General features: G+C 34.7%; 17 protein-coding genes and 1 tRNA gene. 6 read left to right on the top strand and 12 right to left on the bottom strand.

Annotated features, from left to right (window positions below; translation table 11 throughout):
* Positions 1-93 precede the first annotated feature (93 nt).
* Positions 94-1,278, top strand: coding sequence for a retropepsin-like aspartic protease (locus tag GN157_RS08535; RefSeq protein WP_157482929.1), 1,185 nt, complete (start codon positions 94-96; stop codon positions 1,276-1,278).
* 113 nt (positions 1,279-1,391) lie between these two features.
* Here GN157_RS08535 and GN157_RS08540 read toward each other — a convergent pair whose 3' ends face one another.
* The 3 genes from GN157_RS08540 to GN157_RS08550 are packed head-to-tail and all read right to left on the bottom strand — an operon-like array spanning position 1,392 to position 4,025.
* A complete protein-coding gene (locus GN157_RS08540; RefSeq protein WP_157482931.1) occupies positions 1,392-2,222 on the bottom strand; it encodes a sulfurtransferase in 831 nt (276 codons plus the stop codon).
* A gap of 52 nt (positions 2,223-2,274) precedes the next feature.
* On the bottom strand, positions 2,275-2,997 hold the full coding sequence (locus GN157_RS08545; RefSeq protein WP_157482933.1) for a LytR/AlgR family response regulator transcription factor: 723 nt from the start codon (positions 2,995-2,997) through the stop codon (positions 2,275-2,277).
* On the bottom strand, positions 2,997-4,025 hold the full coding sequence (locus GN157_RS08550) for a sensor histidine kinase (RefSeq protein ID WP_157482935.1): 1,029 nt from the start codon (positions 4,023-4,025) through the stop codon (positions 2,997-2,999). The genes GN157_RS08545 and GN157_RS08550 overlap by 1 nt, the downstream gene beginning before the upstream one ends.
* 203 nt (positions 4,026-4,228) lie before the next feature.
* Here GN157_RS08550 and GN157_RS08555 point away from each other — a divergent pair, with 203 nt between their 5' ends.
* Positions 4,229-6,601 (top strand): outer membrane beta-barrel family protein, encoded by a 2,373-nt coding sequence (locus GN157_RS08555; protein ID WP_157482937.1) that lies wholly within the window; start codon positions 4,229-4,231, stop codon positions 6,599-6,601.
* Between the two features lie 36 nt (positions 6,602-6,637).
* Here the strand turns inward: GN157_RS08555 and GN157_RS08560 are convergent.
* From GN157_RS08560 to GN157_RS08585, 6 genes are all read right to left on the bottom strand, one after another.
* A tRNA-Val gene (locus tag GN157_RS08560) sits at positions 6,638-6,712 on the bottom strand.
* Between the two features lie 93 nt (positions 6,713-6,805).
* Positions 6,806-8,020 carry a bifunctional folylpolyglutamate synthase/dihydrofolate synthase gene (locus tag GN157_RS08565; protein ID WP_157482980.1) on the bottom strand — a complete coding sequence of 405 codons (1,215 nt, stop codon included), beginning with the start codon at positions 8,018-8,020 and terminating at the stop codon, positions 6,806-6,808.
* Positions 8,021-8,078: 58 nt separating this feature from the next.
* A complete protein-coding gene (locus GN157_RS08570) occupies positions 8,079-9,305 on the bottom strand; it encodes a Glu/Leu/Phe/Val dehydrogenase dimerization domain-containing protein (RefSeq protein ID WP_035136290.1) in 1,227 nt (408 codons plus the stop codon).
* A gap of 67 nt (positions 9,306-9,372) precedes the next feature.
* Positions 9,373-11,400 (bottom strand): tetratricopeptide repeat-containing sensor histidine kinase, encoded by a 2,028-nt coding sequence (locus tag GN157_RS08575; protein ID WP_157482939.1) that lies wholly within the window; start codon positions 11,398-11,400, stop codon positions 9,373-9,375.
* A gap of 72 nt (positions 11,401-11,472) precedes the next feature.
* A complete protein-coding gene (locus GN157_RS08580; protein ID WP_157482940.1) occupies positions 11,473-11,649 on the bottom strand; it encodes a hypothetical protein in 177 nt (58 codons plus the stop codon).
* Between the two features lie 187 nt (positions 11,650-11,836).
* A complete protein-coding gene (locus GN157_RS08585; protein WP_157482942.1) occupies positions 11,837-12,559 on the bottom strand; it encodes a LytR/AlgR family response regulator transcription factor in 723 nt (240 codons plus the stop codon).
* A 107-nt stretch (positions 12,560-12,666) separates the two neighbouring features.
* Between GN157_RS08585 and GN157_RS08590 the strand changes: the two genes are divergently transcribed.
* Positions 12,667-13,329 (top strand): response regulator, encoded by a 663-nt coding sequence (locus GN157_RS08590; protein WP_197429423.1) that lies wholly within the window; start codon positions 12,667-12,669, stop codon positions 13,327-13,329.
* Here GN157_RS08590 and GN157_RS08595 read toward each other — a convergent pair.
* The gene (locus GN157_RS08595; protein ID WP_157482946.1) at positions 13,326-14,396 is read right to left on the bottom strand and encodes an anhydro-N-acetylmuramic acid kinase; all 1,071 of its coding nucleotides are present in this window, start codon (positions 14,394-14,396) and stop codon (positions 13,326-13,328) included. The genes GN157_RS08590 and GN157_RS08595 overlap by 4 nt on opposite strands.
* 89 nt (positions 14,397-14,485) lie before the next feature.
* Here GN157_RS08595 and GN157_RS08600 point away from each other — a divergent pair, with 89 nt between their 5' ends.
* From GN157_RS08600 to GN157_RS08610, 3 genes are all read left to right on the top strand, one after another.
* Entirely contained in the window at positions 14,486-15,628 is a 1,143-nt protein-coding gene (locus GN157_RS08600; RefSeq protein WP_157482948.1) for an acyl-CoA dehydrogenase, read from the top strand.
* 352 nt (positions 15,629-15,980) lie between these two features.
* On the top strand, positions 15,981-16,319 hold the full coding sequence (locus GN157_RS08605; RefSeq protein ID WP_157482950.1) for a helix-turn-helix domain-containing protein: 339 nt from the start codon (positions 15,981-15,983) through the stop codon (positions 16,317-16,319).
* Positions 16,320-16,401: 82 nt separating this feature from the next.
* Positions 16,402-18,795, top strand: coding sequence for an ATP-binding response regulator (locus GN157_RS08610; protein ID WP_157482952.1), 2,394 nt, complete (start codon positions 16,402-16,404; stop codon positions 18,793-18,795).
* On the opposite strand, the gene GN157_RS08615 is transcribed toward GN157_RS08610, so the two are convergent.
* Both GN157_RS08615 and GN157_RS08620 read right to left on the bottom strand, forming a co-directional pair.
* Positions 18,792-20,120, bottom strand: a complete 1,329-nt coding sequence (locus tag GN157_RS08615; RefSeq protein WP_157482954.1) for a sigma-54-dependent transcriptional regulator — start codon at positions 20,118-20,120, stop codon at positions 18,792-18,794. The genes GN157_RS08610 and GN157_RS08615 overlap by 4 nt on opposite strands.
* Positions 20,121-20,256: 136 nt before the next feature.
* Positions 20,257-20,565, bottom strand: a complete 309-nt coding sequence (locus GN157_RS08620; protein ID WP_157482955.1) for a hypothetical protein — start codon at positions 20,563-20,565, stop codon at positions 20,257-20,259.
* Positions 20,566-20,906 lie beyond the last annotated feature (341 nt).

The following is a 20,906-nucleotide window of genomic DNA, read 5'->3' on the forward strand; positions in this document are numbered from 1 at the left end:
TAGATATATTACCCTATATACTATCTTTTTATATAGAAGTTAAATTTTTGGCATAGATTATGTAAACTCTCTTACAATCCAACCAATTAACTTATGAAATTCCTTTATCCTTTTTTAGTACTTTTTTGCTTAAATACGTCTGTTGCACAAAATATTAAAACTTTAAATAAAGGTAAGGTTATCCAAAAAAATTATAATACAAACGTACCTTACAAAGACATAAAAGGTTTAATAGTAGTAGAAGTTATTATAAAAGGTAAAACCTATAATTTTATTGTAGATACCGGAGCAATTAGCCTCATATCTCCACAATTGTATGAAGAGTTAGGGTTAAAATCCAGTTCAGAAGTTAATGTTAGTGACTCCAGTGATTTAAATCAACAAATGAAACTCACAACATTACCACCTGTACAAGTAGGAGATATTACCTTTGAGAACGTACCCGCTGTAGTTAGCGAAAATATATATTTCATGCAATGTCTCGGTGTTGATGGATTTATTGGAAGTAATATGCTTCGTAATTGTGTAGTTAAATTTTCATATAAAGATAAAACAGTAAGCTTTACTGATAAGAGAAAAAATTTTGACACTCATAAAAAAAATCGCACCGATTTATTGAAAGATAAATTCCAAAGCAACCCTTACCTATATATTTATTTAAAAAATAATGATATAATAGCTCGTGAGTACCTACTATTTGACACAGGAATGATAGGATTATATGATTTATCTTTAACTGCTTATGATACGTTCAGAAAGTTTAATGTTTTTTCTGTACTACATCAGGCTAAAGGAGCATATTCTGTAGGCATACATGGGGTTGAAAACCAAAAAGAACATTCCATGTTACTATTACCTAAATTAAATTTTGCAGGAACTATTTTTAAAAACATTACAACCACAACGACAAGCGATAAAAAATCAAGAATTGGCAGCCAGATATTACAATACGGAGATGTTATTATTGATTACCCTCATAGACACTTATACTTCAACCCTTACACAAATGGAGAAATAGATCTTACAGAAAAGAATTGGCCTATACAACCTGTAATTAAAGAGGACAAGTTAATTGTTGGCTTAGTTTGGGATTCACAATTTAACGGCAGAATCAATGAAGGTGATGAAATAATAAAGTTTGGAGAAATTGATTATTCAAATTTAGATCCCTGTGAAGCATTTAAATTGAATCTAAAACCCAAAGCAGACACAGCCATAATAACATTAAGAGATAAAGAGAGTGGTAAAATTAAAAACGTGAGTCTTACTAAAAAGTAACAGGACTATATTATGAAATATATCGATAAACCTTATTCTCTGGAAAGAACGTACTGGTAAAACCTAGTGAATACAAAGCCTTTTACATATATGTTTTAGGTGTGTTTTATATTTTAATTAAGTGTAACCGGATAATTGTTTTGAGTATCTCCCCATTCACTCCATGAACCGTCATAAACCTTAATATTATTATATCCGGCTATTAATGCTGCCATAGCAGGAATGCACGAAGTAATACCTGAGCCACAACTAAAAATTAATTCCTGATTTATATCGGCTAAACCTGAAAACATAGCTTTCAATTCCCTGTTATCCAAAAAAGCACCATCTTTAATAACCTTATTAAAAGACAGGCTAACAGAGCCTGGTATATGTCCTGATTTTAAACCTTCTCTTGGCTCTGGCTCTAATCCTAAAAATCTTCCTTCAGATCTTGCATCGATTACATTACAGCCATTATCGTTATAATGCTCCTGAAGATAATTAGCATCACAAAAAAAACGGGGCTTATCTTTTACCGAAATATTACCTGTTACAGCAACATTAGTATACTCTGTACAAGTTGAAAAACCATTTTCAATCCATTTTGGCAGCCCGCCATCAAGCACATACACTTCTTTATGCCCAATATCCTTAATCATAAACCAAGCCCTAGGGCTTGAATAAACACCCTGATTATCATACACAACAACAACACTATCTTCATTTATCCCCAACTTTTGTAATTCATTTATAAACATATTTGGTTTAGGAAGCATATGATCGTACTTACTTTCCTTATCAGAGAAAACATTTTTTAGGTCAAATCTTTTTGCCTTTGGGATAATTGCATCTATATTATTAGCCATCCCCGTTACAGGCTTTATACTGGCATCAAGTACAATAATATTATTGTTATTAATATTACTAAAAAGCCAATGAGAAGATACAGTATAATTTGACATTTTAAAAATTACCTTAATAATTAAATTTATTAACTGATGTAATTTAATAACTTCAGATTTTAAATTTTTCTATCCTGTTAAAAAATTCATTTCTGTAGGTATCACCTAATGGCAGACATTTACCACTTATCCATACTTCATTATTATCGGTCCTTTCAATTTTACCAATAGCAGCGATAAAAGACTTATGTATTTTTACAAATAGCTTACTAGACAGGTTTTCTTCAAAATATTTAAGGGTATTATAAGTTACCACCTGTTCGGTCGATGTATGTAATACTATATAGTTTTTTATGCTTTCTATATAATTTATGTCTTTAATCTCTATACGTTGATACCTGTTCTTACCGTCGGTTTTTACAAAGAAATAATCATCTGCAACATTATCGGTCAATTTTTTAGTATCTGAATCTGTTTTTTGATTACGTATCTTTTCTACAGCGGCAATAAAGCGATTAAAAGGTATGGGTTTTAGCAGGTAATCTACCGCGTTAACTTCAAAACCTTCTATAGCAAACTGTGGGTAGGCGGTGGTAAACACAATTTGTACCTTGTCTTTAATAATAGTCGAAAGCTGAATACCGGTAAGGTCGGGCATTTGTATATCCAGGAATACCACATCGGGCTTATGTTGTTCTATAAGGGCAATAGCTTCAACCGCACGGGTACAGGTAGCTACACATTCTATACCTTGCAACTGATCAGTATATTTTTGCAACAAACGTATTGCAGGCGGTTCGTCATCTACTATTATACAGTTTATAGTATTACTCATTAGCTTAATGGTATGGTAAGGGTTACTTTATAATACTTTGCATTCTGCTCTATATCCATACTATGATTTTCAGGATACAGAATATTTAATCTTTGGCTTATATTTTTATTTCCTATACCGTGCTCATCATAACTTTGTGTAACACCATACTTGTTTGCAGCAGTAAAAATAAGTCTTCCTGCCTCTGTTTTTACTTCTATAATTATAGGATTATCATAATCATCGGTAATACCATGCTTAAAAGCATTTTCAAGAAAATGTATTAGCAACAGCGAAGGTATTTTGTAAGCATACAGGTTATTAGGATATGTAAAGGTTATGGCTATTTTGCCATCAAACCGTCTTTTAAAAAGGTCAATATAGTTTTGAAGAAATAGCATCTCATCTTTCAACAGTACCATGTCGTTCTCACTTTCATATGTAACATAGCGCAGCATTTCAGATAGTTTCAGGATATCAGCCGCCACTTCGGGGTTTGTATCATACAAATCAGAATAAAAACCGTTTAACGAATTAAACAAAAAATGCGGACTCAGCTGGTTTTTAAGCGCCTGCAGTTCGGCATGTTTTTTTTCTACAATTAGGCGATTAACCTGTGCATTGGTATTCCACAAATATTTCATAAAATACCCCACAAGGCTAAACAAAAGAATTCTTATAGAATAATAAGAGTTATCGTATATATAATATAGTGGATTAAGATCTCGTACATCATAATTATGATAACCTGTTATTTTAAAAAGGATTACCTCCTCATAAACAAAGCGTATAGCCGGGAATAATATTATGAGCCCAAATTGTGCCACTATTAATAAGCGCCATTTTTTATTAGGAATCGTTTTTGGACAGATAAGCAGATAGTTACAATAAAAAATAAGAAGCTCCAGCAAAAGAAAACCTACATTCTGTAAAATACTCCATGTAGTATCTAAATCTTTATAAATCGTTATACTCTTTAAAAGTTGTTCAAGCCCCACAAAAAGGATCCAGAATATAGCATGATACTGTATTTCTTTTTTCTTACTCATAGTGCTAAAGTAGTGCTTATACTAAATGTAGGCAGGCATTTTGTTCAAACAGGCAAAAATACAGGACAAATACCATTTTTAAGACAACTAAACCGAAAATAACACATTATAACCGTTTTGTTTTACAAATAGGCAGGTTGGCACCAAACACAATTTATTTGTAAACATACAACGTAACATTGTAGTATAAAATTAATACAACAATGAAAAAAATACTATTTATTACGCTTATACTTTTCACCACGGTATCAGCATTAGCACAAACTAAGATTAAAGGTGTAGTGAAAGAACAGAATACCAACAGTGTTTCCTTTGCATCTGTATATGTTACCCATGAAGATACCACGATAGCTTATACTGAAACCGATGATGCGGGCAGCTATACACTAAACATCCCTGCCAAATTCACTATCGGCACCCTTACCGTCAGTTTTCTTGGCTTTGTTACCTATACGCAGGAAATTAGTATAATTAATCTGCCTCAGGAAATAAATATCATTCTTACTCCACAACAGGAGCAGCTTAATGAAATAGTAATAGATGTGCAACAAAAAGCCATGAGCATGAAAGGCGATAAAACTATTTTTAACGTTGAGGCTGCGGGTATAGGCAACGGCAATAACGGACTTGAAACTATACAACTTGTACCAGGCATGCATCTTGATAAAGATGAAAATTTGGTATATAGAGGTAGTGCTGACCTACAAATAATGATTAACAGAAAAAAAAGCCTATTAACCGGCGATGCCCTACGCGAATATATAAGATCTTTAAAAGGATCTGATATTAAATCTATTGAAATCATATCACAACCCTCTGCTCGATATGAAGCAGCAGGAACGGCGGGCATAATAAACATTGTACTTAAAAAAAATTATATGAGGGGGCTTTCGGGCAGTGTAAATACAGCAGCATATTATGGTGAATATTTTAAAAACCAGCAAGGAGGAAGATTATTTTACAACGATTCGTTTTGGACTATTACAGCAAATGGCTCGTACTACAACGGTGAATCAGTTAACCACAGACACATAAAGCAATCCATAGCCATCGAAGAAGGCGAAAGAATTATTGATCAGTATAACACCTGGTTACCAGTCACAAAATCGGGAAGTTTTAACACTGCGATTGAGCGTAAAATTAACCGGAATCAGGTAATTAGTACCGAGTGGCAGTATTATAAAGTAAGCTGTACTGAAACGACTAATGGCTACACTAACGAATACCTTAACAATACACCACAAAACAGGGTAAACCTCAGTCAGCACTTTAATGCACCCGAGAGCCGTGTAAGCGGCAATCTTTTTTACAATTTTACTTCAGACAGCCTCGCCACCAAACTTGACCTACAGGCAAATTTTGCACAATACAGTACAGAGCGAAATGGTTTTCAGCGTAATGATTATGCCGATGAAACATACCTGAATCTGGATGGTAAAAATAAAACAGCATACACCATTACTAATGTTCAGGCTGATTTTAATCAAAAGCTTACCAATAACATCAATCTTGAAACCGGAGCTAAATATGCCTACGTAAAAATGGACTATTACAACGGCTATGAAGCTAATAATACAGCCCTTTTGTTTATACCGGACAGCCTGCTGGTAAATGATTTTAAGTATAATGAGAAGCTGGCAAGTGTGTATTTACAGGCTTCAGCCGAATTTGGATATTGGAATGTGCAGGCTGGACTAAGAGCAGAATATTACAGATTTACAGCAGCATCACCATTAAACGCACAGGTAAACAAGGGCGAATACACCAATTTGTTTCCTTCATTTTCATTTGGTTACAAAAATGAGAACCACCAGTACCAGTTTAGCTACAGCAGAAGGATAGGCAGACCAGATTACCTATCACTGAACCCTTACTATCAGTATATAGATGCCTACACACTACAAACAGGAAATTCTGCGCTAAGCCCACAGTATTACAACAGTTTTCAGTTGAATTATATCTACAAAAGCATGCTTAACATTAGTCTTTATGGATATTTGTTTAAAAACGGTTTCACACAAGTTATAAATTATCAGCGTGATAAAAACTATAATATTACTTATGATGCCAATGCAGCAAACGGCAATAGGTTTGGGGTTTCGGTTTCTGTACCTTACCAGCCTGTTAAATGGTGGACCGTACAACTAAGCTTAGATACATACCTCAATAGTGAAAAATCAGACATTGAAAACTTTACCTATAAGGGTACCGGTTATGGCTATGATATTAACCTATATCAGGGTATTGAGTTAAAAGGTGACTGGAAACTAACTGCAAATGGTTTTTACAACGGACGATCTATCACACCAAACGGTTTCTCTAAAGCCACCTATGACATCAGCCTTTCGGGTAAAAAAAGTTTACTGAACAAGAAACTGGTGCTGACTGCCGGATGTTCTAATATATTAAAGAAAAGCATTTACAATCATACCACCCAGGTTAATAATGTATCTACAGACTGGACTAACCGCTGGGAAACCCGTCGATTTTTTGTGCAGGCTACCTATTATTTTGGATCTGGTAAGAGTAAAGAGGTTAAGTCTGCCTCACTTGATGAAGAAACTACCAGAATATAAAAAAAGCGACATTGTAAATAATGTCGCTTTTTGTTGTGGGCGATGAGGGATTCGAACCCCCGACCCCCTCGGTGTAAACGAGGTGCTCTGAACCAACTGAGCTAATCGCCCGATATGTCTGCAATTCTGCCCCTATATTTAGTTCCTTATTGCGAGTGCAAATATAGAGTGTTTTTTTGTATTTGCAAACATTATTTTAAAAAATTATAAAATTTCTGCTACCACAAATGTACTTCCACCTACATAAACAAAATCATTTTCATCGGCATCTGCCAATGCGTTTTCATAAGCATCTGCAACAGAATAATATACACCCCCTTTCAAATCGTAACCTAAAAATTTCTCCTGAAGATTTTTTTCATCAAGACCACGCATAACATTTGGTTTACAAAAATAATAAATGGCATTTTTTGGCATTAAAGGTAAAATTTCGGTCAGGTCTTTATCATTCACCACTCCAAAAACAATTCTTAAATCCTTAAATTTTTGCTGCGCTATCTGATTAAGTACAATTTTTAGTCCGTGACTGTTATGTGCCGTATCACAAACCGCTGTAGGGTTTTGATGTATTACCTGCCATCTACCCATAAAACCAGTATTTTTTACCACATTTAGCAACCCGTTTACCAAGGCTTCTTCTGTAATATCAAAATAGTGCTTTAAAACATTTATGGTTGCTAAAACCGTTTTCCTGTTCTGCTTTTGGTAGTCCCCTGTAAGATCCGACTCATACACCGGAAAATTTACATCAGAAGCAAAAGTTATATCCGACTGCATTTCCTTTGCTTTGGTTTCAAAAACCGCCTTGGTTTCGGGAGTGTACTCCCCTATAACTACCGGAACATTATTTTTAATAATACCCGCTTTCTCAAAAGCTATTTTCTCCAAGGTATTACCAAGAAACTGAGTATGATCAAAACCTATATTGGTTATAACCGAAACCAACGGAGTTACAATATTAGTAGAATCCAGCCTGCCTCCCATTCCGGTTTCAACAATAGCTACATCTACTTTCTCTTTGGTAAAATAATCGAATGCCAAACCAACGGTCATTTCAAAAAAACTAAGCTGACTGGCTTCAAAAAAACGTTTATTCTTATCCATGAAATCCATTACAAATTCCTTAGATATATCCTCTCCGTTTATTTTTATACGCTCCCTAAAATCCTTTAAGTGCGGCGAAGTATACAAACCTACCTTATACCCTGCCTCCTGTAATATGGAAGCCAGCATATTTGATACCGACCCCTTACCGTTTGTACCTGCAACATGAACCGATTTAAACCCGTTCTCAGGGTTATTTAAATGCTTTGCCAGTAATAGCGTATTGGTAAGATCTTTTTTAAATGCAGAAGCCCCCTGTGTTTGGTACATGGGTAACTGATTGAACATCCACTCTATGGTTTCCTGATATGTCATAATAAAAAAATGACAGATAAAAATATCTGTCATTAAATGTATAAAATTTAAAGATGTGTTACACCAGTTGTTTTAAAGCAATTTCAAAAGCAGTATTGCTTATGTTTAGCTTAGAACTGTTTTGCTCGTGTACTCTTTCAATTGCTTTTCTAATAGTTTCAGATGTATCGTTAAATACAGCCTCATCTGTCATGCCTACTTTTTTCTCCATAAAGTAAGCAAATACTCTTGCCATACCACAGTTAGAGATAAAGTCTGGAATAAGACTCACTTTACTGTCTGTCTCTTCCATAATAGGACCAAAGAAAATTTCTTTGTCAGCAAACGGTACGTTAGCACCACAAGAAATAACTTCAAGACCAGAAGCAATCATGTTATCAATTTGATCTTTAGTAACCAGTCTTGACGCTGCACAAGGAGCAAATATTTCTGCACCTGTTTTCCATATCTTATCGTTGATTTCCTCAAACGGAATCATATTATCTGCAACAAGCTTGTTACCGTCTTTGTTAAGAAAAAGCTCTCTTATTTCTTCAAAAGAGAATCCGTTCTCATTTAGAAGACCTCCGTCACGATCAATAATACCAATAACTTTAGCTCCCATTTCTGCAAGGTAGAAAGCCGCTGCCGAACCTACGTTACCAAAGCCCTGAACGATTGCTTTTTTACCTTTTACATCACCACCATAAATAGCGTAGAAATGACGTACAGCCTCTGCAACACCATAACCGGTAATCATATCGGCAACAGTATATTTTCTGTTAACATCAGGTGAGAATGTAGCATTCTCTATTACTTTAACAACACCTTGTCTTAACTGACCGATGCGGTTAATTTTATCGGCCTCGCTTGGCTTGAAGTGTCCGTTAAAAACACCTTCCTGCGGATGCCATACCCCACACTCTTCAGTCATAGGGATTACTTCATGAATTTCATCAACGTTAAGGTCACCACCTGTACCATAGTAACTTTTTAAAAGCGGAGAAACAGCTTTATACCAACGCTGTAGTACTCCTTTTTTTCTTGGGTCAGCCGGATCAAAATTAATTCCTGATTTAGCACCTCCAATAGCAGGTCCCGAAACCGTAAATTTAACTTCCATAGTTTTTGCAAGAGAAAGCACCTCGTTCATATCAAGTCCTTTTCTCATGCGGGTACCACCACCGGCAGCACCTCCCCTTAGGGAATTAATTACTGTCCATCCTTCTGCTTCTGTCTCAGAATCTTTCCAGTTAAAAACTATTTCAGGCTGTTTATTTTCGAATTTCTTTAATAAATCTTTCATTCGTTGAATTTTTATAAATCGGCACAAATATATAAAACAAATAAATGAGAATTTTGTATTTATCTCATTAATTAGGGAATACAATATGAATTTTTGCACCTTTTCCGGGAGCAGAAATAATATCCAGCTTACCGTTAAGTACAGAAGTTCGTTTTCTAAGGTTTCTTAACCCTATACCTCCCTTAACTTTATCAGGGTCGTAACCTATACCATCATCTGTTATAGTTAATTCTATAGCATTATACCCTTTTTTTATCTCAACTATAGCATTTTTGGCAACACTATATTTATTTATATTTTGTAAACCTTCCTGTATTACACGGTACACATTAACTTTTTGAATATTAGGCAGGTTTTCCCAGTTGATATTAACATCTATATCAACATCAAAAATTGTATTAAATTCATTTTTCTGAGTAAGAACTAGCGACTCAATAACATCTTTAAAGCTCTTTTCAAAGAACACTGCATTACGACTAAGATCGTGGGATACTCCTCTAATTTCCGATTCTACCGTTTGCAGCTGCTTGATATACTCCTTCCTTTGCGCTACCGACTCCTCATCGGTATTTCTGTTTATAAATTCAAGGTTAAGCCTCACTGCATAAATATTATTAAGAATTCCGTCATGCAACTCCATAGCAATACGACTTTTCTCCTCGGTCCTCGCTTTATCAATTTTAGTTTGTTGCTCAAACATTAACTGGTAAATTTCTTCATTAGCCTTTTGTTGCTCCTGTTCCATTACCAGCTTTTTATTCCTTGAATTCAGGTAATAAATTATAAAAACAGCACCTATAAAAAGCAATACCATTGCCGATACACCTATTATAAAGCCATTTCTCTTTACTAAAGCCTCTTTTTCATCTTCAAGCCTTTCTGTTTCATACTCAATACGGGCAAATTTATCTTTATTAGCCTGTTCCACTTTTTGCAAACTATCATTAACCACATTAAGCCTTTTATAATAGGTGGCACTTTTTGGTTTATCTATTTCACCTAAAAGCTTTAAGGTATTCACAACATCATAGTATCCCCTTATATTTTCGGCTTTGGTATAAGCTTCCCTTAAATATTCAACTGCTTTTGCTGTATCTTTTTTTGCTGCATAATATTCACCAAGATATTTTTTTGTAGCTACAATACCATAACTAATACCTAAACTATCCCTTATGGTAAGTGCCTCATAAAACATTTTAGGTAGATCTTTCTCATTACCCGACTTAAAACGAGCATAGGCCAAACTATTTAGAAGTTTTGCATATAGCGATGGATTAGACTCTTTTGATGTTAGTTTAAGCGCATTAAGATAAAACTCTTCTGCCTTTTCATAATCTTCCATATTCAGGTAAACATTACCTAGGTTATTATAACAGGTAGATTTATAATAGTTTACATCTATATCATTTGAGTCTTCTTTATTAAAAGAAAGCAATTGCCTCAAGGCTAACTCATAATACTTAATCGCCTCTACATGCAAACCCTGTCCATCAAGAGCCGCAGCTATCAAATTATGGCAATTATAAATATCGGTAGCATCCCTACCCTGCAAAAGCCCCAATGCCCTAAATGCTTCGGTCTCACAAAGCTGATATTCCTTTAAATAATACAATACATAAGCCTTGTAAAGTTTAGTTTTACCAAGACTTCTATACTGGTGTGATTCTTGAAATAATTTTTCTGCCTGAGTATAAAAAATATATGCACTATCGGTATCTGCTAAACCAAAATAATAAGTATTACCTATAGTATAAAGTGATTGAGCCACATTAACTGTATCTTTAATCTCTTTATTTAATTCAACACTTTGTTTACCTATTTTTAAAGCTCCCTGATAATTACTTGAATTATAATAAGCCTCTGTTAGCATTAAATAATAACGGGGAATACTATCCTTGTATGGATAGTCATTTATTTTCTGATAAACAGATTCAAGCAATTGTTTTTTTACGCTGTCACTATCTGTAGCAGATACCTGATCAAACATTTCTGTTATCTGCTTGTCTTTATCAGAATAATTATTGTTTTTGTCGTTACAGGAAATAACGGCAACAAACAATAATATAAAAAGGAGTATTTGTTGATATTTGTTCAAAATTTTTGAGGCTGTAGTGTTAATACTACAGCCTCAAAAATAATATATTTTATTTAATAGCAATACCTAAGATTACTTTCCGTTGCTTGGTACAGGTTTTGGAAGTTCGACGTCTCCATTATCTATCGGCGCTACAATTGTTGAATCTCCTGCTGATGTATCTTCTAAAGCGCTGTCATCTGTTGAACAAGAAACTGCTGTTAAACCAACAAATGCGATAAGTCCTAAAGTAAGTAGTGATTTTTTCATGGTAATAAATTTTTTAAAATTGGATAGGTATTAATTGTTAATATTTTTAATTTGTTTTGCTTTTATTGTTATTTATTGAAGCAAAACTAAGACTAAATACACTATTCAACACAATGATTTACAGCAGTTTTAGCGAATGATACCCCTACACGAGTAACTCGACCGATTTGCAGGGTAAAATGACTGATTATATATTTTCGGGAGCAATTTTTCGGATAATAGCATCAATATTATCCTTAAATGTTTTAGAGAAAGAAACAGACAAATCACTATTATTTAAATAGCATAATGACTTACCGGTATTAATTCTGGTTATATAGTTACTGTTTACTATATAGCTGTTATGTATTCTGAAAAAGAAAAACGGCAGGCTTGCCTCATAATGCTTAAGCGTTTTATAAGCTGTAAGCTTTTTACCATTTTGTAAATGGAAGTCAGTAGTGTTATTATCTGCCTTAAGATAAACAATATCATTAAGCGAAATAAACTGATAATCACCGTATGATTTAATACATATAGTATCGCAGGAAGCAACCGGACTTGTTTTCTCAAAACGAAGTAATGCTTTCCTTAGCTCAAAACGGTTAAGTGGTTTTAACAAATAATCAGAAACGCCCGCCTTAATAGCATCAAAAGCGTGCTTAGTAGTAGAAGTAGTTATTATAAAATAAGGCAGATTGTCAATATACTGATACAGTTCTGTAATAATAGAAAGAGATAGTCCGGTTTTTTTACTTTTTGGGGAAACTTCAATAAATACAAGCATTGGCTGCAAATCAAGTATCTTGTTTACAGCCTCGTCTTTACTACTCGCCATCCCTGCACAAAAATATTCCGGAAACTCCTCAAGTCGTGCCAGTGTGTCTTTCGCGCCGACGTCTTCATCTACTATGAGATATGAATATTGCACTTTCCTGAAAAAAATGTTAAAAAACTGGTGGCAATATATTAAATTTGAAATAGTCGTTTTACGGTTAAACCGTAAAATTTGTTAAATTTGTCCTAATAGACATGTATATGCAGAGAGATTTAAGAATTCTTATCGTTGACGACCACCCCATGACGGTTAACGGTTACATCAATGTTTTACGCAACGAAAACATTGAGGGACACAATCTTATATTCACCAAAGCGCTGGATTGCCAACAGGCTTATGAGCTTATAACTACCCAGCATTTTGACATTGCGTATCTTGACTTGAGCCTTCCCCCATATGAAGAAAAAAACATCACTTCAGGGCTTGACTTAGGTGTATTGATACGTGAAACGATACCTGATTGTGTAGTTATAATACTAACAATGCACAGCGAGGCTACCTTGGTAGATCGCCTGATAAAAGAAATTAACCCTGACGGCATTTTATGCAAAAGCGACATCGATATTGATGAGTTTGTAAATGCCTTTAAGATTATTTTTGAAGGCGAGAGGTACATGAGCAGTAAAATTGTAAAGTCACTTCGCGACAAAGACTTTGACAAGTACAACCTGGATAATTATGACAGGCAGATACTCATGAGACTAAGCGAGGGGATACTCACAAAAAACATCCCTAACTATGTACCGCTTTCACTAAGTGCCATTGAAAAAAGAAAGGCTAATTTAAAAAGCATGTTTCTTGAAGGTAAAGCCGGAGATGACCATGACCTTATTGAAGCCATAAAAAAAATAGGCATCCTTTAAACCCCAAAAACAACCCCCGAACTATGATCCCCAACAGCTCCCGTAACACTGGAAAGTACATTTACTTCTCCCCTTAATTTTAAAACTCCCAATAAACCAAAAATAAGCGCTTCTTTATACTGAATCGTCTTATCATCCGGAACAACAATAGTTGTATCAGGCATAAGCTCCTGCATACAATTCAGCAAAAAAACATTGTAAGCACCACCACCGGTAACAAGCAATTTACCCGGAGGCAATGCATTTATTACATCTGCCACTTGTTTAGCAACATGCATGGTGAAAGTATGAAGTACATCTTGTACCTGAGCATCATATTTTTCTATTAACAGCAGTAACACTTCCTTTACATATTCAAAACCTAATGACTTAGGGTATGATTTTTTATAAAACTCAAGCTCGTTAAGTTCGGCATACATTTCAATAACCATTTTACCTTTAGCAGCTATTTTACCCCCATTATCATACGGCAAGCCAAGCTTACCGGCATAATAGTTAAGTACTGTATTCACCGCACAAATATCAAAGGCAACACGTTTACCATTATCTTCAAACGAAATATTAGAAAAACCACCCAGGTTAAGACAGTAACTATAGTCACTAAACAGCAACCTGTCACCAATAGGAACCAGCGGAGCTCCCTGTCCTCCCATTTCCACATCTTGCACTCTAAAATCACAAACAGTAGTTATACCAATACTTTTAGCCAACTCCTGCTTATTACCTATTTGTAGTGTAAAGCCATTTTGCGGCTGATGCAAAATTGTATGCCCGTGCGAACAAACCGCATCAAGACCTTTTATTGCATTATCCTCAATAAAGGTTTTTATAATACCCGATAGCAACAACGTATATTCATCGTTGAGTTTTTCAAGCATTTCTTTAGTGTAACCCACTGCTTCCTTAAGCCTGCCCACCCACCAATTACTATAAGCAACTGTTTGACATTCAATAACATTATAACTCCAAACACCTTTTTGGCAATTAAAAATAATATGGGCTAAATCGACTCCGTCAAGCGAAGTTCCCGACATAACTCCTAAAACGTTATAGTTTTCTCTAATCATGTGCTAAAATTAAATAATGATATTGAAAAATTCACATTAAATAATTACTTTTGGGCGCAATAAAACAAAATTACAATATTTAGATAGTTATGGATTTTAAACTTACTGAAGAGCACCTAATGATTCAGAAGGCAGCAAGAGACTTTGCTCAAAATGAATTACTTCCGGGTGTAATAGAAAGGGATGAAAAACAAATTTTCCCTACAGAGCAAATCAAGAAAATGGGAGAGCTTGGCTTCCTGGGTATGATGGTAGACCCAAAATATGGTGGTAGCGGATTAGACGCAGTTTCTTATGTTATCGCTATGGAGGAGATTTCTAAAGTTGATGCTTCTGCTTCAGTAGTTATGTCTGTAAATAACTCTCTTGTATGCTGGGGACTTGAAACTTTTGGTACAGAAGAGCAAAAACAAAAATACCTTACCCGTTTAGCAACAGGTGAGATAATTGGAGCTTTCTGTCTTTCTGAACCGGAAGCTGGAAGTGATGCTACTTCTCAAAAAACAACAGCAATTGATAAAGGTGATCACTACCTGTTAAACGGTACTAAAAACTGGATAACAAATGGTAGTACTGCCGATGTTTATCTTGTAATAGCTCAAACTGATATTGAGAAAAAACACAGAGGTATCAACGCCCTTATTATTGAAAAAGGAATGCCGGGTTTTGAAATTGGAGCTAAAGAACAAAAATTAGGTATCCGCGGATCTGATACTCACTCATTAATGTTTACTGACGTTAAGGTTCCTAAAGAAAACAGAATAGGCGAAGACGGTTTTGGTTTCAAATTTGCCATGAAAACTCTTTCAGGAGGTAGAATCGGCATCGCTTCTCAGGCATTAGGTATCGCTTCAGGAGCTTACGAACTTGCTCTTAAATACTCTCAGGAAAGAAAAGCTTTTGGTACAGAAATCTTCAACCACCAGGCTATTGCTTTTAAACTTGCCGATATGGCTGTGCAAATTGAAGCTGCACGTCACCTTTGCATGAAAGCAGCATGGGATAAAGACAACCACAACAATTATGATGTAAGTGGTGCTATGGCAAAACTTTATGCATCTCAGGTTGCAATGGACACTACTATAGAAGCTGTTCAAATACACGGCGGTAACGGTTATGTGAAAGAATACCATGTAGAGAGACTTATGCGTGATGCTAAAATCACCCAGATTTATGAAGGAACTTCAGAAATCCAAAAAATTGTAATTTCAAGATCACTTATAAATAAATAAGAATCTTACTTATACCACATAAAGTAAATAAAAGTCAGCTAATTAGCTGGCTTTTTTATTATTGTTAAAAAATTAATTCAAAAAGTAACTATCATTTTTTAACTATATATTTACTTTTTAACGGGTAAAACATGTCATACATCGATTATTTAAGTTTTAACTTCATGTTGGAATACTTCTTTTTTATTTTTATAAAATAAATACAGTATGTCTCAAGTTATAATACTATAGAGAGTTACGGTTTTGCACACCTTACTTGCAATATTTATAACAGCCAATAAAGTGTATTTACTAAATACAAACAGACAAAAAACCGAAAATTAGTTATAATTTAATTATTGCCAACTAAACCATGAACGTAATAGGCCAAAAAATTAAGAAACTTAGAGAAGAAAAAGGAATTACTCAGGAAACCATGGCACTCCACCTTGATGTTACCCAGAGTAATTACGGAAGACTTGAAAAAGACGACAGAAGACTAAATGTTGTTAAACTTCTCAAAATTGTACAAATCCTTGATGTGAACATCAACTATCTTTTCAATGAGATTGTAAGCGAATCTGAACCGGGAGAAGATATGTTCAATCAGGCAAATAAAGAAGTTTACGATATACTTGTAGAAAGTCTTAAAGCCGAAATACAACACCTAAAAGAAGAGATAAACTTTTTGAGGGTAATTGTAAAAAGCTAATATATTCTTAAAAAACTCTATTCAATACTGAATCCTTTGTGCCTGCGTTATAACTTACATGCATTAACGCATTAATATCGTTATGGGCCAACCCAAATCAGTAAAATCGAAAGTAATTGCCGGATACCTGCTGCTCTTTATTTTTGCAGTAGTATCCGTATGGTTTGTATATAGTGAAATTTCTAACATCGCATCTAAAAGCGCATCAGGAAACGACAATTCTAAAATCATACAAATAAGCAACACTATAGCTAACCTATACACGTCTGAAGCCATAGGCAAAACCGCTATGCTTAGTGGGTTTGATAGTGACTACAACAGCTACAATAAACTTATTGATAGTATTAATAATGATATCGACCTTATTAAAAAAGAGGCCGACTCAAGTCAGGTTATAAAATTTGACTCCATACAACTATTAATAAACAAGAAAAGAAAAAGTATTTCGGGAATAATTAAATACCGTAAACTTAACAAGCCGGAATATGTACAAAAAAACTTTCGCAGTAAAATAAACAGTGTAAAAGACTCACTTGTAAACCAGGCTACTCCGTTAAAACCTGAGGAACGATACACTTGGAGCCAGGTAGTAAATTCGGCACTACCCCCAAAAACACTAGACTCCATCAGAAAGTTCGCCTCAAACGACTCTCTTACCATTGCTTACAATCAGGTTATAGAAGAACTGATAAACAAAAACAAGCAGGAACAAAATAAATTAAATCGTGCCGAGCAGTTACTACAGGATGAAAACCGTATTATTTCCGATCAGCTTCGGGTAATACTGGCTTCGGTAGAAAAAGAAATTATCGAGAGGTCATCACAAAAAATGGCAGCATCACAATTGGCAATTTCTTCGACCGTTAAAAAAATGGCATGGATTGGTGCTTCTGCCCTACTTATACTTATAATCTTTGCCTGGATAATTTTAAGCGACCTTACAAAAAGCCAAAACTACAGGAATCAATTAGAAGAACTTAATACCGAAAATGAAAAACTGTTGCGAAGCAAAACAATGCTTATGGCAACAGTAACACACGACCTACAAACACCGCTTGGAAGCATTATAGGTTTTTCAGACCTGATAAATAATTCTGAAATAAACAGTAAACAGAAACAGTATCTGGACAACATAAAAGAATCTGCCGACTATATCCTTAAACTGGTAAGTGACCTGGTAGATTTTTCTAAATTGGAAAACAGCAGAATCACAATTGAAGAATCATCTTTTAACTTAAAAACACTTATTGAAAATACCTGCAGAACCCTTGAACATTCTGCAGAAAATAAAAACATTGAACTTAACTGGGTTAGCGACGATAAACTGGAAGACAATATAATATCAGATCCTTATCGTATTAAACAGGTTTTAACTAACCTTATCAGTAATGCCATTAAATTCACACAGGAAGGAACTGTAGAAGTACTGGCTTACATAAAGAATCAAAGTGTTTTCATTTCTGTAACAGATACCGGTATTGGTATAGCAAAAGAGAGCCATGCTAATGTATTTAAAGAATTCACTCAGGCTAATGATGGTATAGAGAAAAAATTTGGTGGAACCGGACTGGGGCTTACCATTTCTAAAAAGATAATTGAACTTTTAGGAGGAACAATAGAATTGCAAAGTGAAGAAGGAAAAGGATCTGAATTCACTATAATCATACCATACCAAAAAGGTAAAAAAACCGAACCTACGCAACAACAGGTTCAAATTACAACTTACCCATACCTTAAAAATAAAAAGATTCTTTTAGTAGATGACGATGAAACCCAGCTATCACTATTAAACGAAGTATTTAGTGATAAAGGCACTGTAGTAACTACAGAAGCAAATTCATCAAGAGTCGCTCAGCTTTTAACCGATAAATATTTTGACATCATACTTACCGACATCCAAATGCCGGGACTGGATGGGTTTGAGCTTCTTGAAGAAATTCGCTCCATTAAGCAAAATATTCCGGTTATAGCACTTTCAGGGAGAAAGGATCTTGAAAAGGATTATTTTTTAAAGAAAGGATTTACCGATTTTCATCCAAAACCGGTACAGGTAAATAAACTATTGGCTATAGTATCAAATCTTTTTGGCGACAATATTGAAATAGATGCACAGGTAATAACTACGACAGAACGTAAAAATCGTCCGCTTTTTGACTTGAGAAGTTTATCTCAGTTTACGCAAAACGACCCCGAATCTTTAAAAATGATTATTGATACTTTTATAGGCAGTTCAAAAGAAAACTGCGCTGACTTACAAAGTGCTTTAGCAGATAAAAACGAACAACGTATTGTGGAAGTATCGCATAAAATGATACCTATGCTAAAACAAATTGAAGCATTCCATATATCTGAAGTTCTTGACACGCTGGAAGAAAAACATTACTCTGGCAACTGGGACAAAATAGAGCAGCAAATTAATACTGCATGTAAAAGCATAGAAACCCTTTTAGAAAAACTAAATAAGGAAGTAAACTAAAGATCTATATTATATAGTTTAAGTTTATTATAAAGCGTTTTACGATCTATATCAAGCAGTTTTGCAGCTTTAGACTTGTTATAATTTGTACGCTCTAAAGCTTTTCTTATAGCCTCTTCTTCACTTTCCTTCGAATAACTTAATTGTATTTCTTCGTTTGCAGACTGCTCCATCTCCGGAGGCAGTACTTCCATCGAAATAGCATTGCCCCTGGTAAGTAACACCGAACGTTTAATAATGTTTTTCATTTCCCTAAGGTTACCGGGCCACGAATAATTAAGGAAAAGATCAATTACGTTTTGTTCAAAACGTTCTACATCCTTTTCCAGCTCTTCATTTGCCTGTGCCAGAAAATGATTGGCAAACATCATAACGTCTTCTTTACGTTCACTTAGTTTAGGTACATGTATACAAAACTCATTAAGCCTATGGTATAAATCTTCCCTAAAGTCACCTCGCTTTACTGCATCGGCTAAATCTTCGTTTGTAGCGGCTACTACCCTAATATCTACCTGTTGTTCAGTATTGCTCCCTACAGGCTTTATTTTGCGTTCCTGAAGGGCTCGCAACAGTTGCACCTGAACATCGTAAGATAAGTTCCCTACTTCATCAAGAAATAATGTACCGCCATTAGCAGCTTCAAAGTGTCCTGTTTTATCTGTCACAGCGCCTGTAAAAGATCCTTTTATATGTCCGAAAAACTCACTCGAAGCTAATTCTTTAGGTATAGCACCACAATCAACTGCAACAAAAGGTTTGCTAGCTCGCTTACTTTGCATATGTATAGACTGGGCTATATATTCTTTACCTGTACCACTATCACCAATGATAAGTACCGACATGTTTGTTGGAGCAACAAGATTAATATGGTCGTATAGTTTTGCAGAGTCACTACTTATTCCCTTTACAAATCCAGTTACTGTTTTTTTAGGTTCGCTAACAGTATTAGATTTTTTAGTTTCTTTTTTTAATAATGCCTGCTGAATAGTGTGTAAAATCTCGTCTGGGTTTATAGGTTTCCCTACATAATCAAAAGCACCAATCTTCATGGCATTTACAGCTGTCTTGATATCAGTATATCCTGTCATAAGTATAACCTGCGTTTTAAGCCCCTTTTGTGTGATTGACTTAAGTATTTCAAGTCCGTCGCTATCAGGTAACCTAATATCAGTTAAAACTATATCGAAGAAGTCTTTGTTTAATTCCTGAAGGGCATCATTACCGTTAAACGCAGTAACAACATCATACCCTCTTTTTTGCAAGAAAGTTTTTAGTAGTAAGCAGAAAGAAGTATCGTCGTCAACAACCAGAATTTTTACACTCATTATAATCTAAAGTAAATAAACACAAATTTAATGTTTTTGGAATTTTAAACTGTTAATAAAAACAAAAGGAGATGTATTACCATCTCCTTCTGTCGAAGAATTTACCAGATTCTTCAAATCACCTTACTATATATCTTTAAGCTTCTTTTACAAACTCTCCTGTTGCTTTGTAAATAGCTGTTATTTTCGTCTTCTCTTTAGTAAGCACAACCTTGTACTCTACATCATCCGATAAGTAAGCCTCATCAAGTGAGTAACCACTGTACTTGGCACTAATAGATCTTAAAACATCTACCGGAACATCTGATGTATCTATCTTAGCATATTCCTTTTCCTGTCCCTGTAACACAACCCCATTAATATCTAATGTTGTATTCGCAATAACATTTGTCATACTAACACCAAACAATAATAATAGTCCCAATAATAAATTTTTCTTTTTCATAGCATTTATTTATTTGGCTGTTTGTATATGTAATATGAAATAACCGTACCAATCGAGCCAAACATCACCCTAAAGACAATAAACAACTGTAAGACAAATACTTAAGCACTTATGGAAAAGAAATAAAATTGTAGAATCCTGTAGAAAAACACAACAAAAGTGTAGAATTTCCACAACTAATAGTTGCAAAGAGATAAATATGCGTAGAGATACAAACCGTATAAAAACAAAAAAACCCTATCCATAATTGGATAGGGTTTTCAAAAGAAAGGCAGTGTCATACTCTCCCACAAATTGCAGTACCATCTGCGCAAGCGGGCTTAACTTCTCTGTTCGGAAAG

The organism is Flavobacterium rakeshii (assembly GCF_009741375.1).
In the GTDB taxonomy this organism is placed as follows: Bacteria; Bacteroidota; Bacteroidia; order Flavobacteriales; family Flavobacteriaceae; genus Flavobacterium; species Flavobacterium rakeshii.

What these genes read in the sequence shown, in the direction of transcription:
- GN157_RS08565 (WP_157482980.1), bottom strand. Translation starts at nt 8,020, where the DNA reads ATGACATATCAGGAAACCATAGAGTGGATGTTCAATCAGTTACCCATG.
- GN157_RS08570 (WP_035136290.1), bottom strand. Translation starts at nt 9,305, where the DNA reads ATGAAAGATTTATTAAAGAAATTCGAAAATAAACAGCCTGAAATAGTT.
- GN157_RS08615 (WP_157482954.1), bottom strand. Translation starts at nt 20,120, where the DNA reads ATGAGTGTAAAAATTCTGGTTGTTGACGACGATACTTCTTTCTGCTTA.
- GN157_RS08545 (WP_157482933.1), bottom strand. Translation starts at nt 2,997, where the DNA reads ATGAGTAATACTATAAACTGTATAATAGTAGATGACGAACCGCCTGCA.
- GN157_RS08540 (WP_157482931.1), bottom strand. Translation starts at nt 2,222, where the DNA reads ATGTCAAATTATACTGTATCTTCTCATTGGCTTTTTAGTAATATTAAT.
- GN157_RS08555 (WP_157482937.1), top strand. Translation starts at nt 4,229, where the DNA reads ATGAAAAAAATACTATTTATTACGCTTATACTTTTCACCACGGTATCA.
- GN157_RS08580 (WP_157482940.1), bottom strand. Translation starts at nt 11,649, where the DNA reads ATGAAAAAATCACTACTTACTTTAGGACTTATCGCATTTGTTGGTTTA.
- GN157_RS08595 (WP_157482946.1), bottom strand. Translation starts at nt 14,396, where the DNA reads ATGATTAGAGAAAACTATAACGTTTTAGGAGTTATGTCGGGAACTTCG.
- GN157_RS08535 (WP_157482929.1), top strand. Translation starts at nt 94, where the DNA reads ATGAAATTCCTTTATCCTTTTTTAGTACTTTTTTGCTTAAATACGTCT.
- GN157_RS08620 (WP_157482955.1), bottom strand. Translation starts at nt 20,565, where the DNA reads ATGAAAAAGAAAAATTTATTATTGGGACTATTATTATTGTTTGGTGTT.
- GN157_RS08600 (WP_157482948.1), top strand. Translation starts at nt 14,486, where the DNA reads ATGGATTTTAAACTTACTGAAGAGCACCTAATGATTCAGAAGGCAGCA.
- GN157_RS08610 (WP_157482952.1), top strand. Translation starts at nt 16,402, where the DNA reads ATGGGCCAACCCAAATCAGTAAAATCGAAAGTAATTGCCGGATACCTG.
- GN157_RS08605 (WP_157482950.1), top strand. Translation starts at nt 15,981, where the DNA reads ATGAACGTAATAGGCCAAAAAATTAAGAAACTTAGAGAAGAAAAAGGA.
- GN157_RS08550 (WP_157482935.1), bottom strand. Translation starts at nt 4,025, where the DNA reads ATGAGTAAGAAAAAAGAAATACAGTATCATGCTATATTCTGGATCCTT.
- GN157_RS08590 (WP_197429423.1), top strand. Translation starts at nt 12,667, where the DNA reads ATGCAGAGAGATTTAAGAATTCTTATCGTTGACGACCACCCCATGACG.